The organism is Lysinibacillus sp. A4 (genome assembly GCF_024919535.1).
GTDB lineage: Bacteria > Bacillota > Bacilli > Bacillales_A > Planococcaceae > Lysinibacillus > Lysinibacillus capsici.
In genome coordinates this window covers 544,730-560,520 of record NZ_JANWTB010000001.1, presented here as the reverse complement: position 1 = coordinate 560,520, position 15,791 = coordinate 544,730, and the positions used below count along the sequence as shown (strand labels likewise).

Genomic DNA, 15,791 nt, shown 5'->3' with positions numbered 1-15,791 from the left:
GATAAAGGGGGGGAGCGGGTGGTGGCTCAGGTATTGCAGCTTAAATTAGGGACGACGAAAATCATGTTGTATCGTGCATTAAAAAAATTAAAGCAGGCACTGAAACAGGAGGGGCAAGGGTGAACGATCTAAAAAAGCAGATGGATCAAATAGACATTCCAGAATCGTTACATCAGCGTAGTCTACAAGGTATTGAACAAGCAACAAAAGAGCAGCATAAGCCTTTGCACGGGGTACCTAAAGTCTTGACTGTTGCTGTAACACTTGCAACGGGTGGATTTGTGGCATTCATGGTAGGGAAGCAACACTTTGATAATGATCGGGCTAGTGCGTTAATGTCACAATTAGATCATTTATCTTCGCCAATGTACTGGATTTTGGCTATTTTGTGCGTATGCATCATACTATACATCTCTAGGAAAAAGCTTAAAGTTGGCGTTGACCAGAAAAAGACGATTGGTGTTGCCGTAGTTTTAATTTTACTGATCGGTAACAGTACGATTTTTTTACAACATCAATTCATAAAACCGATAGTGGTTCCTACTGTAATTGAAGTTACAGATAGCTTACAGAATGCTTTAGAGATACGCTATATTACAAACAAAGATGACCATCGATATGTGAAATATTTGCAGGCAGAAGATGTGCAATTACCAATAGTATATGATCAAACAGAGCAAGCAAATCTAGTCAATGGCTTTTATTACCCATTGGGTACTTCTCAAGATTTACGCTATCAAAATATTCGTTTAGCTTTTTTTCAGCTTGATTTAAACACGATGAAAAAAGTGATGGCAAGTAAAACTATTTATCTTGTATTAAATGACGGGGTGAAATTACCTGCCCCAATTCATTTTACGAGGGAAACCTTCATTGATGAAAATCAGATCATGAATAATAGCTATAGTCAGTCACAAAATGATTCGGAACAAATCATATCATTTACCCTTCAGCAGGATGCAGTTTTTGATGCATTTTATGTTCCAGCTACATTAGAGGATAAAATACTGTTGAAAGAATGGCGATTAAACGATCAGCGCTACACAGCAAGTGATTTTCCTTTTTCAGTGACGAAAGGTCAACGCTTGGAGCTGACTATTCAATTGAAAGAAGCCCCCTTAGATATCAATACGTCCATAGGCTTTAGTGGCCCCGATGGTTATTTAACTAAAAGAGTATATTCGCAAGCGTATTTTACGTCGAATTTGGTGAAAAAGGTGCGTGAAAACAATGAGTGAATCTAAACAACAGGTAAAACTTTTACAATGGTTTGCAGTGGCGCTCTTCTTTCAATTTATCTATTTAAATGTTTTTAAATACGCTAATCTTCTACAAGATATCCTTGTTTATGGGGCCTATTTAAAAAGTCTTTCATTCTATAAAGAAAAAACCCCTATCAGCAAATATATGGCTTGCGCTATGATTCTTACCTTGATGAGTACTTTCTTTTCTTCACATCTTCTCTTCTATTGGAGTACGGTTTTAATTCAAGGAATTAAATTGCTGATCATAATGGAATTTGGAAAAATTTTATTAAGCATTGAACAAAAACACGATATACAGGGTTCCACTACAAGAGTGATGAAAAAATATATAGCGATTGCCTTTGCTGTCATTATAAGTTGGACGCTGTTAATGAATGTTACAAGTGATTGGCAGATGGGATTATTGTTTCTAGGCGCATTGCTTTTATTGGCTGTAAATATACGGTTATTTGTTCATGTGTTAGCACTTCGAAAACATGTAAAAAATAAATCCTTTGTTGTTACCTACTTACAAAAATGACTCACCATTCATTTTATGCTACACTTTTTGTACAAGGGGCAAAGGGGGAGCAGGATGTTTAAACGGGAGAAAAGTATCGAGATTCAGCAGCATCGCGGTGTACAATGTGCGCATGGGAAAGTTGCGGTGCAGGGGATTGGTATGAGTGTGTACAGCTTTTTTGTGGATGGGTTACTGATTGATACGGGTTCCTACTCACTGTCGCAGGAATTTCAATCCTTTTTTAAGGATATACCGATAGAGCAATTGGCATTAACACATTCACATGAGGATCATGCAGGAAATGCAGCGTGGATTCAACACCATAAGAATGTACCTATTTATATTCATCGTGATTCAGTCGATCTTTGTGCTGAGGATGGAGACTATCCATTCTATCGTCAGGCATTGTGGGGGGAACGACCAGCATTTGTTGCCCAACCATTAGGTCAAACATTACAAACGAATGCAGCAACGTGGGATGTTATTGAAACACCTGGGCATACTACAGATCATCTCTCTTTTTACAATCGGGAAACAGGCGCTATGTTTACAGGTGATTTGTTTATCCAACCCAAGACAAAGGTTGTGCTTGATGAAGAAAATATTGTCCATACCTTGGCGTCTTTGAGGAAAATAGTAAACTATGATTTCGATGTCGTCTATTGCTGTCATGCAGGCTTTATAGAGGATGGGCGAACGAAAATACAAGAAAAAATTGCTTATTTGGAAAACATGCAAGGAAAAGTGAAACAATTATTTATGCAAGGTTATTCTGTTGAAGAAATCACCAAAACAATTTTTCCTCGTGACTATCCGATTACAAAAGTTTCGGGAGAGCAATGGTCTTCCAAGCATATCATCACGGCCTTTATGAATCATTTTACCGAAGAGTCCTTTATATAGGGCTCTTTTTTTGCTTGTTAAGATTTTCACAAATACTTTGATCTATATAATAAAAAACTTTGTGAAAAAATGTGAATAAATTGTGACGAAGTCAATGAAGACAATGGATACGCTTACAAAAGTTTGTGAAAAAATTCTCATTTACATAAGAAAAATACTATGTGAAAAGTTGAACAGGCTAAATGGCTCTATGTGTACACTTTTTAATGTGTCAACAATCACATTAATTATCTTAAAAAAATTGTTTGTGAAATGTTTAATTTGACAGAAAAATGTAATGAAAGTCATTAAACCTTGAATTTTTGAAGTTTAAAATAAATTGACAGAAAATTCGTTGACTATATTTTCACAAAGTATTATGATTCTGAAATATAATAAAAAACCAAAGGGAAAAGGATGGGATGGAATGGACGTAATGAAAAAGGCATTAGAAATGCATGCACACTATAGTGGGAAATTAGAGGTGAGCTCAAAGGTACCTGTACAAGATTCCTATGATCTTAGCTTGGCTTATTCACCGGGGGTAGCAGCGCCATGTGTGGAGATTGAAAAAAATCCTTCGCTTGTGTACGACTATACAATGAAGGGTAATATGGTAGCAGTTGTGTCGGATGGGACAGCAGTTTTAGGATTAGGAGATATTGGTCCGAAAGCGGCATTACCTGTAATGGAAGGGAAGGCGATTTTACTAAAGCGTTTTGCCAATGTTGATGCTTTTCCAATATGCTTAGATACAAAAAATACGGATGAAATCGTCAGCATTGTGAAGGCGCTTGCCCCGACATTTGGTGCGGTAAACTTAGAGGATATTTCAGCACCAAGATGCTTTGAAATTGAAGATCGCCTACGTCAAGAATGTGATATTCCAGTTTTTCATGATGATCAACATGGAACAGCGATTGTTGTAGGAGCAGCAATGATTAATGCCAATCGTATTGTGAAAAAGGATGTTGCAACGATGAAAGTTGTGATTAACGGTGCTGGTGCTGCAGGCATTGCGATCTTGCGTATACTTGTACAAATGGGCTATAAGAATATTTATATGTGCGATACAAAAGGTATTATTTATGAGGGTCGTACAGAGGGGATGAACCCGATTAAAGAAGCGGTTGCTCATTTGACGAATCCAGAGAAGCAACATGGTACACTAGAGGATGCACTAACAGGTGCAGATGTCTTTATTGGCGTTTCTGTAGCTAATCTATTGACAGAGGCACATATTGCGTCCATGAATGAAAATCCAGTTGTCTTTGCCTTAGCCAATCCAAATCCAGAGATCACGTATGAAAATGCCAAAGCATGGGGTGTACGTGTTATGGGAACGGGCCGTTCAGATTATCCAAATCAAATTAATAATGTTCTCGCATTCCCTGGTATTTTCCGGGGAGCTTTAGATGTGCGTGCTACGGATATTAATGAGTCGATGAAGCTAGCTGCTGTAGAAGCCATTGCCTCCCTTGTAAGTGATAAGGAACTAAAGGAAGAATATATTGTTCCTAAGTCGTTAGACGAACGCGTAGTGGCCATCGTCTCACGCGCAGTAAGTGGGGCAGCTGTAGAATCTGGCGTATCTGAGCTATTCCAGCAAAGTACCGCACTATCTGTCTAATAAAATAAAACAAGCAGATAGAAAAAAGTTACAGGCTTTTTCTCTATCTGCTTTTTTAGCTGTGTCGAGTTAACAAAGGCTTTATCTCAAGTTTTTAGACCATGCCAACACCAATAATTCCAATGAGTATGACAAAGAAAAGAACAAATAATACGATGAAGATAATAATGGCTGGAATAAAGATGGTGAAGAAAGCCATCCAGTTCGAAATTTGGTGTGCTTCAGCGACTACACCTACAGAAATAACAAATGACCAAATCGTCACAATGATGCTTACTAAAATAGTTGGCCAAAAAATCCACGGTAATGAACCCATAAAATTAGGATCCAATAATGAATCGGGTGAAGTCATTAACCAAATAATATAAAGTGGAACCAGCACAATATATGGGATTGCTGTTAAGCTTAACCCCTTAAATAAGTCCGAGTAAGTCCCAGTACCTTTAAATAATTTCCCGAATAGCCATGAGATGAGTGCAGAAATAGCTGTGCCGATCACACCTGCGATCGGAGCAAAAATGACACATAATAGGACTAAAAGCCATGGAGAAAAATCAGGAAGAAATTCTGAATCAATTAATCCAGACATAAGGGAGCCAATATAACCAATAGACAAAACCAAAATTGCAAAGCCGATAGATTTTTCATTAATCATATAACGAGTTGTTTGCTTTGGATGCATCCAAACCGATAAAAATGGATTTAGTTTTGACCTTTCTTCTTTCGATGTCTCATTCAAATTTTCCATCAAACTACCTCCAAAATAATAGAATAATTGCTTGTTACATATAGTTAATATACGAGTGAAGTAAAGAAAAGTTTCATGGAAAATAAAAATAAGCCCACACATAAAAAAAGAGTCGTAAATGCCGACTCTTTTAAGGTTGTTTCTATTATTCAGCTAACATAATTTTCTCAAGTTCTAATGGTTCAATATATTGCTCACCTTTGTAAGCACGCATATTACCGCCTGAAATTTCATCGATTAATAAAATTTCATTCGTTTTCGCATCGCGGCCGAATTCTAATTTAATGTCATAAAGCGTTAAGCCTTTTTTAGCAAGCTCTCCCGCTACAAATTTGGAGATTTCAATTGTACGTTGTTTCAAAATGGCGTATTCTTCATGAGTTAACAGGTTTAACATCGCTAAAGCATCTTCGGAAATCGGAGGATCTAAACGATCATCATCTTTGATTGTCACTTCTACAAAAGAGTCTAAATCTTGTCCTTCTTTTACATAGGCACCATAGCGGCGCAGGAATGAACCAACGGCCTTAAAGCGGCAAATCACTTCTAAGCCATTACCGAAAACAGTTGCTGGTTTTACTGTCATTGTTGCATCTTCGAAGTTAGCATCAACGAAATGAGTAGGAACTCCTTGTTCGTTTAATTTTGAATAAAAATAAGAAGTTAAACGTAAACCAGCCAAGCCAGCCCCATCAATTGTTAAACCAACAGTATTTGCACCTGGATCAAACACGCCGTTTTCTCCTGTAACATCGTCTTTAAATTTTAATAAATAATGACCATCTTCTAATTTGAACACATTTTTTGTTTTACCTGTATACAATAATTCCACAAAAAACCCTCCAATATTTTTCATAGTACTCTAAAATTATAACACGAATGTTTTAAATATTTAACGCTAAAAATGTTCGTTTAAAACGTTTATTTTTATGTTTTATAACGGGATTGTAAATAAAAAATAAGGTGATAACGAATGTTCGTTACCACCTTGGTTGAGATTAAGAATATTCCGAAATCAAATCCTAGGAAACATTGAAAATAGAATGTTATTAATAAACGCCTTCAGTAAGCATTCCATCTGCTACTTTGATAAAGCCAGCAATGTTTGCACCAACTACTAGGTTACCTGGGAAGCCATATTTTTCTGCTGCTGCTTTGCTGTCTGTATAAATATTTTTCATAATTTGATGAAGTTTCGCATCTACTTCTTCAAATGACCAAAATACGCGGCTAGAGTCTTGTGCCATTTCAAGAGCAGATACCGCAACTCCACCAGCATTCGCTGCTTTTGCAGGACCAAATAATACGCCTGCCTCTAGGAATTCATTGATTGCTTCAAGATCTGATGGCATATTAGCACCTTCACCGATGGCTTTCACACCATTCGAAATTAATGTACGAGCTGACTCACCGTTAATTTCATTTTGCGTAGCACATGGTAGAGCAATATCACAAGGAATCGTCCAAATTCCTGTACAACCTTCTGTAAAAGTAGCATTTGGTCGATAATTAACGTAAGTTGAGATACGGTCACCTTTTACTTCTTTAATTTCTTTAATGGCATCTAAATCTAAGCCCTCTGGGTCGTAGATATAGCCTGAAGAGTCTGAGCAAGCAACCACTTTAGCCCCATACTGTTGCGCTTTTTCAATCGCATACGTAGATACATTACCAGATCCAGAAACAACGACTGTTTTTCCTTCGAATGAGTCATTTGCATCCTTCAGCATTTCGTTCACAAAGTAAACAGTACCGTAACCAGTTGCTTCTTTACGTGCTAAAGAGCCACCATAGCCTGGAGTCTTACCAGTTAATACACCTGATTCATTTGCTTTTGTTAAACGCTTATATTGGCCCCATAAATAACCTACTTCACGAGCACCTACGCCAATATCACCAGCAGGAACATCGACATCTGGACCAATATGACGGTATAATTCAGTCATGAATGCTTGGCAGAAACGCATAATTTCTGAATCTGATTTACCTTTTGGATCGAAGTTTGAACCACCTTTACCACCACCGATAGGTTGCCCTGTTAAAGCGTTTTTAAAGATTTGCTCAAAGCCTAGGAACTTAATGATGGATTCGTTTACAGAAGGGTGGAAGCGAAGACCGCCTTTATATGGGCCCATGACATTGCTATATTGTACACGATAGCCACGATTCACTTGGACTTGATTGTTATCATCTTGCCATGCTACACGGAAAGAAATAATACGATCTGGCTCCACAATACGGGATAAAATATTGGCCTTAATATATTCAGGATGTTGTGCGAATACAGGTACTAATGAGATGAAAATTTCTTCAGCAGCTTGTAAAAATTCCGCTTGATGACTATTCTGTTGTTTAAGTTGCTCAAATACGCCATCTACGTATTCTTTTGCTAATTGTTCATTGCTAACAGTTGTAATTGTCATAAATAAAACCCCCATTTAGTTGATAGGTGTATCGTATATCTATTTTTCAAACTATTCAATAAAATACTTTTAAAGTTTGTGAAAAATTGAGCAAGAGAGGTTGTTTAAAAATTATATTGAAATAATTTAGTTCTAAGTGATTCATCTAATTACGAGAAAGGAATGATGCTTTATTGTGAAGGTTCTTATAGACGCTGATGCCTGTCCAGTAGTGGATTTAGCGCTATCTATATCATCTGAGTTTGAGATAGAAACTATCTTGTTTTGCGATACATCGCATCGTGTTGAACGTGATAATGTAATAACAATTATTGTACCTAAAGGTCCAGATTCGGTTGATTTTACGCTAGTGAACGCGCTTTCAAAACACGATATTGTTATTACACAGGATTATGGATTAGCAGCCATGGTTTTAGCGCGAGGGGGGTATCCGATTGATCAAAATGGACGAGAAATGTCTAATGAAAACATCGAACGTTTGCTCGATATGCGGCATGTTGGTCAAAAAATTAGAAGGGCAGGTGGGCGAACAAAGGGACCTAAAAAAAGAACACAAGAAAACAATATTTCGTTTGAAATGAAATTTCGACAAATTTGTGAACGAGCGATTTTAGCCCATAAACTGGAGGAATCTACAGGTGAAAAATGAACATAAACACGAACTATTCGAACAATATCCGCAGTTGAACGAACTAGCAAAAAAGGTTACTGTATTGTGGGAAAATACAAATTGGATGAAAAATCCTGAAACAACGCTCTTTACTATGGCTGAAGTGGATGATGCAGAAGCAACATTACAACGTTTCTCTTCTTATTTAAAAGTAGCATTTCCAGAGCTTCTAGAAAGTGATGGTTTAATTGAATCAACGATCAAGGAAATTCCTGCAATGAAAAGTGCTATTGAACAAGCATATGGTGTGGCGATTCCTGGCCAATTGCTTTTAAAATGTGATCATGCATTACCGATCTCTGGCTCGATCAAAGCACGTGGAGGAATTTATGAGGTATTAAAACATGCAGAAAGACTAGCTTTGGCAAGTGGAAGACTTAAAGAAGTGGATGATTATGCAATTTTAGCAACAGAGGAATTTCAGTCGTTCTTCCAACAATATACGATTGCAGTAGGCTCTACGGGGAATTTAGGATTAAGTATCGGCATTATGGGCAAGAAGCTCGGCTTTAATGTCGTTGTACATATGTCGAGTGATGCAAAGGAGTGGAAAAAAGCCTTACTGCGTGAAAAGGGTGCGACAGTGATTGAATATGAGGCTGATTACAGTGTAGCTGTTGAGCAGGGGAGACAGGAAGCTGAGCAAGATCCAAAATGTCATTTTATTGATGATGAAAATTCAAAGGATTTATTTGCTGGCTATGCCGTAGCTGCCAAGCGTTTGAAGGAACAGCTAGAAAGGACGAATATTTTAGTGGATGAAGCACATCCATTGTTCGTCTATTTACCATGTGGCGTAGGTGGAGGACCCGGTGGTGTTGCCTATGGATTAAAAGAAATTTACGGTGAGCATGTGCATATTTTCTTTGCAGAACCTGTCGCTTCTCCTTGTATGACGATCGGGCTGATGACAGGCTTACATGACGCAATTAGTGTAGAAGATATTGGTCTTGACAATCGAACAGAAGCGGATGGGTTAGCCGTTGGTCGTCCCTCCAAATTTGTAGGAAAAGTGATGGAGACGTATATAAGTGGTTGCTATACTGTATCAGATGAAGAGCTGTTTACATCTCTAGGATTAGCGATGGAAAGTGAAGGTTTATTTTTAGAGCCATCTGCACACGCAGGAATGTATGGAGCCATTCGTTTATTACAACAAGGTCAATCCTATCTAGAAAAGAACGCATTAGTAAACCATCTACCACAAGCCACACATCTTGTATGGGCAACTGGCGGTAGTATGGTCCCACCTACAATGCGAGCTGCTTATTTAGCAAAGGTCAAGGAATTTAATTAAAGATAATGTGAGCTATGTTTGGATGGAAGCTTGACCTCTATTAGTTATTTCCCGTTCAAGCATGGGGGAAGGCATTCGAATAGTGAGATGCCCCGCTCCAATAGGAGTCCAAAGCGCTCGTAAAATGTGTGGACCCGCTCAACCAGGAGTTCAAAGCGCTAACAAAGTGAAGAAACCCGCACAGATTGCGTCCACAAACGATCAAACGCAACTTCAAGTTTAGTAGAACAAATTAAAAAACAGGTGGAGTCATTTTTCTCCACCTGTTTTTGCTGTTTAACGTTGTAGTGCTTTACGTTGTGCGGCTAAGTATACTTCTTGTGCGGCAAGGATGCCTGCTCCTGGTTCGAAATCATAGGAGAAGTCTTGTAGGGCAGCCTCAAGTAGGGAAACGGCTTGTAAAATGTCACTTGGGAAACAATAGCCCATATGGCCGAATCTAAAAATTTTACCCTGTAGATGACCTAGACCGCCTGCGAAATCTAAATGATAGTGTTGCTTAAGGTGCGTCAAAAATTCACCAAGATCAATTCCTTGAGGTGTTTTAATTGCTGTAATAGTTGGAGAAGCGTATTGATCTTCAGTTAATAGCTCCATGTGTAATGCTTTCATTGCATTTCGCACCATGTTTTTCATGAGGTCATGGCGGGCAACTGTTTGCGTAAAGCCACCTTCCTGTTCGATTAACTTACACACCTCATGCAGTCCATAAATCAGTGTAATAGCAGGTGTATTAGGAGTCATGCCCTTTTCCGCCCAGCTACGATAGCTTTGAAGATTTAAGTAATAAGCAGGTGTTTGATTTTCTTCAATGACTTCCCAAGCTCTTTCGCTTACGCTGATAAGAGAGAGTCCAGGTGGGAGCATCATGGCTTTTTGAGAGCCTGTCACCAGAATATCAATGCCCCAAGCATCCATTTCAGCAGGAGCGCCACCAATACAGCTTACACCATCAACAATAACGAGGGCATCTGTTTCTTCACGGATTACCTGGGCTAGTTCAGCAACAGGGTTTAAAATACCTGTGGATGTTTCATTGTACGTCACAAAAACGGCTTTAATAGTTTGTAATGGCTGTAAAAATGCTCGAAGCTCTTCGGCTGTACAAGCCTGTCCCCATTCTTTTTCGAGCTTATGTACATGGAAGCCATATTGCTCACAGATTGAAACGAAATAGTCGCCAAAAGCTCCAACTGTGATGACGACAACCTCTTCACCAGCAGATACAGTATTAACAGCTGCAGCCTCAAGCGCGGCTGTCCCACCCGAAGGTAAAAGTAAGATGTCCTGTGTCGTACCGAAAACAGGCTTTACTAATTCAATTGTTTCTCGGTATAATTCTACAAATTCCTGACTACGATGACTAAAAATATCCTGATTCATCGCAAGCTGTACCTTTTTTGGAATCGGTGTTGGCCCTGGATGTCTTAAAATATTTTCATACATATTCATTTATCCCCTTTGCTAGAAATTCAAAATTTTCTAACTATAATAATAGCATATTTATGGTGCTAGCTAACTACTTTTTTGAAAAATGATGGAAGAGATTGTCATTGTGGTACAATTTTTAAAAAGGAGGCAGTGCGAATGGAAACATCCATGCATTATCCATTTATCTATTTCTTCTACGACACAAACCAGGTGCTAGTATATAGAATTCAAGCGTTAGAGTATATCACAATAGAAGAGGTGATGAGGGAGGGGGAATGGCAGGGGTATGAGCTTGAGCCATCTGAATCTTTTACAGCATTTCATCATGAACAAAGCACACCTCAGCAGGGATGGTCTTTCTTTATGGGGCAGGAAGAGCTCTATCAGTTGGTAGAAATTATTAATGATTATATTCAACAGGTCATAACCACTACTTCAGCAAAAATAGTACATATTGTTTGCTCGGAATCTGCAGCAGGCTCCTTACGAGCGACACTTGCTCCACCGAAATATGTGATCGGGTTTCCAGAGGATTTGTCGATTGGACCATTGTGGAAACTCGATGAAAAAAGAGGACAGGCATTCCGTGATGAGTGGCTAAGAGAAAATATTAATGATGGAATGGATGATTTTATAAATCGAAATAAATTAATGAACACAATCAGAGAGATACAGGATATTCCAAGCAACCTGCTGATTTACATTTGGTGTGGGTACAATGCAGAAGAACAGTGTGGTCTTAGATTCCTACTCTATTTATTACGTAATAAAACCAATGAAGTTGTTCTTATCAACACAGGTGAACAGCGGGCTATCAACCATCAATGGAACATGGAAATGTATGATATAAAGCGAATGTCCGCAAAGGAGCGTCTAATTTTTCAGCAACAGTGGGAAAGTTTAGCACAGACAAAGGATGTTTGTCGACTATGGCTACATCGACAAATTCAAGCAGTCCAAGAGAATTATTATGATAATTTGATTATGTCAACGATTGAACAACTTCATAAGGAGCAAGGGGGTACTGATTTTATACAAACAGGTGAATTCATCTCAGAGCTATTAACAAGAATGGATGCCCCCCCAAATATCTTCTTTTTAGAATATAGAATTCGCTATTTAATATATAGCGGGGTTTTTGAATTAAAGGGAATTCCTAAATCCATGCACCATTACTCTGTGAAATTACGTAAAAAACCTCTTTAGCCTAAGGGCATAAAGAGGTTTTAAACAATTAAGCAACGAAAGGTCTGTTCATACGCATTAAGCCGTAGATGGCAAAGAACAATCCACCTGTTATTACCATTAAGATTGTGTATAATACTGCCTTACCTGTTTCGCCACACCAGCGGTAGAATAGGCGATACGTGAAATACAGTGTAAAGCCTGCCGCTCCTAAAGAAGCCAGAATACCGATAAATGGAATAAACGAAACAATGATCAAGCCTGCATAAATAAGGGTATTTTTTAAAGCTGTTGCACGTATTGTTTCTCGAGTATCCCCACCAGCTGTCAGCAGGAAGAGACTATATACATTAATAATGGGAATCCAAGCAATATAGGCTACATCTCCAAAACCATTTGTTTTAGATGTCATAAAATAAATAAGTGCACTAATAATGTAGGCAATTAAACCAATAGCAAGAGCGGCTAGTATAAAGATAAAAAATAAACCACCCATGGCTGCATCTAAATCTGAGTAATAATAAGAATCATTATAGTCATAATTCATCAGAAAAACCTCCCTTCATATGAAAATACCTCCTAATCATAACAATCCTCAAATGTTAAAGCTACAACAATTTAGATGTAATATTTAGTAGAAATCGCACAAATGTACTAGAATGAAGTGGATTATTTAAGGCTTTAATGATGATTTTTTGAGTGCCTTATGATAAAAATGCAAAAAATATCCTTGGAAACATTATTATGCTAGTTTTTGAGAATCATTTTCCGTTTTATTAATTTCAAAAATTACGTACAAAAACATTACTATCCTATGATGGTAGATGCACAAGAAATGCCACAAAAAATAAAAATAGCCATCTTAACTACATTGTAAGATGACTATTTTCACGTGTATTAAATGAATTTGGCGATGTGCTCAAGTTCAATGCGGGAAGAATTGTAAGCAGGTGCGGCTGCCTTACCAATGGCAATTAAAATAACTGGGACGATATGGTCAGCTAATTCAAAGCGTTGAGCAAAGGCTTCTTTATTAAATCCACCCATTGGCACTGTATCATAGCCCATGTCTTTAGCTAGTAGCATGATTTGCATGGAAATTAGACCAGCATCAAATGTAACGATATTTTTTAACACTTCTTGGGGAAGTTGAGAATATAGATTGATTGAGTTGTTAATCATTAAATCTTTTGTTGCCTCATTGATATAGCCAAGATCGAAGTTCTTTGTATAGATAGCCTCGGCATTTTCGTACATCTTTGTATCACCTAAAACGGCAATAATTGCTGAGGAAGTTTCTACTTGTTCTTGGTTATTGGCAATAGCACGTAGCTCTTTTTTGACCGCTTCATCCTGAATTACTAAAAAGCGCCAAGGCTGTAGGTTACTAGACGATGGAGCAGACGTCGCTTCTACAAGTAATTCTTCTAATTGTTGCTGCGGGATTTTAAAGTTTTCATCGTATTTACGAACGGATTTACGCTCGTGCATAACTTTAGTTAAAGAACTTTTTGTCACTGTCATTATTTTGTCTCCTTCTTGGTATGATGCGTTTTTTACTATACGATAAATGAATTCATTTTCCAAGTAAATTGCTCGAATTAAAGAGTCTCGAATATAGGATTTAAAAGTTACAAAAAAAACATATTTTTGTAGGTATAATCCATTTATACTAGAGATGGAATAGAGCAATAATAATAGATATGGAGTGAAGGTGAATGAAAAAGCTATTAGGAAATTTAAATATTATGGCAAAAATCGCAATGCTTATTCCTGTCATCACTGTTTTTTTAGGTGGTATGACCTTCCTTAACTATTTGAACGTATCCAATGAACTTGAAAGCTCTATTGAAAATGAAATGTCTATACTCGCGGATGATGTTGCAGGTTCCGTTGAGGGCAAATTGCATGCACACATTCAGCTCATAAATAGTGCAAAGACAACAATAGAATCGGCTGACAGTATGATGACCAGAGAGCAATTTATTCGCTACGTACAGCAGCTATTGCCTTTCAATAAGGAAACGTATGGTATGGGATTATGGCTAGAGGAGGGTGTGGCAAAGGGAGAAATTTTCGGGCCTTATGCCTATAAGGAAGAAGAAAAAATTGTCTCTACGGATGCTTATGAAGATCCTGCCTATCATTTTCACGAGCAAGAATGGTATCGCAATAGTATCCAATCTAATAAGGTAGTTCATACTGCACCTTATTTTGATGAAGCTCTGGGGGAAATGTTTATCTCATTTGGTACACAAATTGTCAAAGATTCTAAGCCCATTGGCGTTATTACAGGGGATTATGTATTAGATTCAATTCAATCCATTGTTTCTGACGTGAAAATTCGAGAGAGTGGTTATGCATTTATAATTGATGATAGTGGCAAAATTTTAACGCACCCTGATGTAAATAAAGTGAATAAAGAAACGATCCAGCAGTTGTTGAACATGCCTGTGGAGCAGATTTCTGATCAAAAAAAGTTAATACATACAAGCAGTCAGGGTAGTGATTTTACCTTACAATTTATGCAAATACAAGATATGCCATGGAAGTTAGTGTTACTGGTTCCGACAACGGAGCTTTATGGCGAAATACAGGCCATGCTTCAACAGCAAATCGTGATGAGTGTCGTTCTAATTTTACTTATCGCAATTAGTATTTATTTCCTTGCTCGTTATATCCGTGGGGAAGTGAAAACGATGAATACTCATTTAGGCTATCTTGCTACGGGTGATTTAACGCAACAAATGGCCATTCATACAAAGGATGAATTTGGTGAAATGGCGCAATATTATAATGACTCTGTGGAAGCATTAGGTTCGATGATGCACCGCATTGTAGCTGAAACTGACACAGTTGCTTCTACTGCAGAGGAATTAACGGCAAGTGTGCAAGAGGTCAATAAAACTGTCACAGAAGTTGCGATTTCTATGCAAGAGGTGGCAGAAAATACGAGTTCACAACAACAGGTGAGTGGGGCGTTAGAGGGTGTAACAACACAACTAGGTGGGAATATGAAGACCGCCATGGACGATTTACATGAAGCAGTCCAACAATCACAAAAAACCTCTGAACTCGCTACTGGCGGATCACAAAAAATACATGGTTTCGTAAATGATATTGTCCACCTACATGCACAGGTTGACAGTAGTGCCAATCTGGTGAATGGCTTGAAGGAGCATTCGATTCAAATCGAGCAGATGAGTCAGCTCATTTCGGCTATTACCGACCAAACTAATTTACTATCTCTTAATGCTGCCATTGAGGCAGCACGAGCAGGGGAAGCAGGGAAAGGCTTTGCCGTTGTTGCAGGAGAGGTGAAAGCACTAGCTGAACAAACTAGCCGTGCTTCGTTAGATATTGCAAAGGTTGTGCAGACGATTCAGGAACAAATGAATGACGCAGTAGAGATGATGGAGCAAAGTCGAAAAATAGCTCATCAAGGCATTGGCTCTGTTCAACAAGCAGGCATGACCTTCGATACAATTGCCAGTGCAACTGAAGGTCTCCAAAACACCATGCAAAAGACAAGCAAAACGACATCTGATGCTTTTGAAAAGTTGCAGGCAGTAACCGAAAAAGTACAGGCAATTAGCAAACAGGCACTTGCAACAAATGATCATACATTAAATGTATCGGCCATCACGGAGGAGCAGGCATCGACAATGAATGAGATGTCTGTAGCCTCAGAGCAATTAGCGCAACTTGCTCAAAATCTGCAAGAAGAAGCAACTAAATTCACGATTTAGTGCTAAGGT

General features: G+C 38.2%; 14 protein-coding genes. 8 read left to right on the top strand and 6 right to left on the bottom strand.

Going from position 1 to position 15,791, the window contains the following annotated elements; translation table 11 throughout:
• Positions 1-119 precede the first annotated feature (119 nt).
• From NY607_RS03205 to NY607_RS03190, 4 genes are all read left to right on the top strand, one after another.
• Positions 120-1,238: a hypothetical protein gene (locus NY607_RS03205; protein WP_259419142.1), complete on the top strand. Its 1,119-nt coding sequence runs from the start codon at positions 120-122 to the stop codon at positions 1,236-1,238.
• Entirely contained in the window at positions 1,231-1,785 is a 555-nt protein-coding gene (locus NY607_RS03200) for a hypothetical protein (RefSeq protein WP_259419141.1), read from the top strand. The genes NY607_RS03205 and NY607_RS03200 overlap by 8 nt, the downstream gene beginning before the upstream one ends.
• Positions 1,786-1,839: 54 nt before the next feature.
• Positions 1,840-2,670 (top strand): MBL fold metallo-hydrolase, encoded by an 831-nt coding sequence (locus tag NY607_RS03195; protein WP_131519748.1) that lies wholly within the window; start codon positions 1,840-1,842, stop codon positions 2,668-2,670.
• A gap of 406 nt (positions 2,671-3,076) precedes the next feature.
• Positions 3,077-4,279, top strand: coding sequence for an NAD(P)-dependent malic enzyme (locus NY607_RS03190; protein WP_004269353.1), 1,203 nt, complete (start codon positions 3,077-3,079; stop codon positions 4,277-4,279).
• 94 nt (positions 4,280-4,373) lie between these two features.
• On the opposite strand, the gene NY607_RS03185 is transcribed toward NY607_RS03190, so the two are convergent.
• From NY607_RS03185 to gdhA, 3 genes are all read right to left on the bottom strand, one after another.
• On the bottom strand, positions 4,374-5,027 hold the full coding sequence (locus tag NY607_RS03185) for a Yip1 family protein (RefSeq protein WP_016995151.1): 654 nt from the start codon (positions 5,025-5,027) through the stop codon (positions 4,374-4,376).
• A 145-nt stretch (positions 5,028-5,172) separates the two neighbouring features.
• Positions 5,173-5,859 carry a phosphoribosylaminoimidazolesuccinocarboxamide synthase gene (locus NY607_RS03180; protein ID WP_131519749.1) on the bottom strand — a complete coding sequence of 229 codons (687 nt, stop codon included), beginning with the start codon at positions 5,857-5,859 and terminating at the stop codon, positions 5,173-5,175.
• 217 nt (positions 5,860-6,076) lie between these two features.
• Entirely contained in the window at positions 6,077-7,450 is a 1,374-nt protein-coding gene (gene gdhA, locus NY607_RS03175) for an NADP-specific glutamate dehydrogenase (RefSeq protein ID WP_004269356.1), read from the bottom strand.
• 175 nt (positions 7,451-7,625) lie between these two features.
• Between gdhA and NY607_RS03170 the strand changes: the two genes are divergently transcribed.
• Together NY607_RS03170 and NY607_RS03165 are read left to right on the top strand one after the other, a co-directional pair.
• The gene (locus NY607_RS03170; RefSeq protein WP_004269357.1) at positions 7,626-8,099 is read left to right on the top strand and encodes a YaiI/YqxD family protein; all 474 of its coding nucleotides are present in this window, start codon (positions 7,626-7,628) and stop codon (positions 8,097-8,099) included.
• Positions 8,089-9,417 carry a D-serine ammonia-lyase gene (locus NY607_RS03165; RefSeq protein ID WP_259419140.1) on the top strand — a complete coding sequence of 443 codons (1,329 nt, stop codon included), beginning with the start codon at positions 8,089-8,091 and terminating at the stop codon, positions 9,415-9,417. Before NY607_RS03170 ends, NY607_RS03165 begins: the two co-directional genes overlap by 11 nt.
• Positions 9,418-9,693: 276 nt before the next feature.
• On the opposite strand, the gene NY607_RS03160 is transcribed toward NY607_RS03165, so the two are convergent.
• A complete protein-coding gene (locus tag NY607_RS03160) occupies positions 9,694-10,863 on the bottom strand; it encodes a pyridoxal-phosphate-dependent aminotransferase family protein (protein WP_131519752.1) in 1,170 nt (389 codons plus the stop codon).
• Positions 10,864-11,004: 141 nt separating this feature from the next.
• Here NY607_RS03160 and NY607_RS03155 point away from each other — a divergent pair, with 141 nt between their 5' ends.
• Complete coding sequence (locus tag NY607_RS03155) at positions 11,005-12,054, top strand: DUF1835 domain-containing protein (protein ID WP_259419139.1); 1,050 nt, start codon at positions 11,005-11,007, stop codon at positions 12,052-12,054.
• Positions 12,055-12,082: 28 nt separating this feature from the next.
• On the opposite strand, the gene NY607_RS03150 is transcribed toward NY607_RS03155, so the two are convergent.
• Together NY607_RS03150 and NY607_RS03145 are read right to left on the bottom strand one after the other, a co-directional pair.
• On the bottom strand, positions 12,083-12,580 hold the full coding sequence (locus NY607_RS03150; protein ID WP_004269361.1) for a hypothetical protein: 498 nt from the start codon (positions 12,578-12,580) through the stop codon (positions 12,083-12,085).
• 350 nt (positions 12,581-12,930) lie between these two features.
• Positions 12,931-13,557, bottom strand: coding sequence for a nitroreductase family protein (locus NY607_RS03145; protein ID WP_131519754.1), 627 nt, complete (start codon positions 13,555-13,557; stop codon positions 12,931-12,933).
• A 194-nt stretch (positions 13,558-13,751) separates the two neighbouring features.
• Between NY607_RS03145 and NY607_RS03140 the strand changes: the two genes are divergently transcribed.
• The gene (locus NY607_RS03140; RefSeq protein ID WP_259419138.1) at positions 13,752-15,782 is read left to right on the top strand and encodes a methyl-accepting chemotaxis protein; all 2,031 of its coding nucleotides are present in this window, start codon (positions 13,752-13,754) and stop codon (positions 15,780-15,782) included.
• The last annotated feature ends 9 nt before the right edge of the window (positions 15,783-15,791 follow it).

Excerpts from the sequence above, each read along its gene's own strand:
- NY607_RS03200 (WP_259419141.1), top strand. The coding sequence starts at position 1,231 with ATGAGTGAATCTAAACAACAGGTAAAACTTTTACAATGGTTTGCAGTG.
- NY607_RS03195 (WP_131519748.1), top strand. The coding sequence starts at position 1,840 with ATGTTTAAACGGGAGAAAAGTATCGAGATTCAGCAGCATCGCGGTGTA.
- NY607_RS03190 (WP_004269353.1), top strand. The coding sequence starts at position 3,077 with ATGGACGTAATGAAAAAGGCATTAGAAATGCATGCACACTATAGTGGG.
- NY607_RS03185 (WP_016995151.1), bottom strand. The coding sequence starts at position 5,027 with ATGGAAAATTTGAATGAGACATCGAAAGAAGAAAGGTCAAAACTAAAT.
- gdhA (WP_004269356.1), bottom strand. The coding sequence starts at position 7,450 with ATGACAATTACAACTGTTAGCAATGAACAATTAGCAAAAGAATACGTA.
- NY607_RS03160 (WP_131519752.1), bottom strand. The coding sequence starts at position 10,863 with ATGTATGAAAATATTTTAAGACATCCAGGGCCAACACCGATTCCAAAA.
- NY607_RS03155 (WP_259419139.1), top strand. The coding sequence starts at position 11,005 with ATGGAAACATCCATGCATTATCCATTTATCTATTTCTTCTACGACACA.
- NY607_RS03150 (WP_004269361.1), bottom strand. The coding sequence starts at position 12,580 with ATGAATTATGACTATAATGATTCTTATTATTACTCAGATTTAGATGCA.
- NY607_RS03145 (WP_131519754.1), bottom strand. The coding sequence starts at position 13,557 with ATGACAGTGACAAAAAGTTCTTTAACTAAAGTTATGCACGAGCGTAAA.
- NY607_RS03140 (WP_259419138.1), top strand. The coding sequence starts at position 13,752 with ATGAAAAAGCTATTAGGAAATTTAAATATTATGGCAAAAATCGCAATG.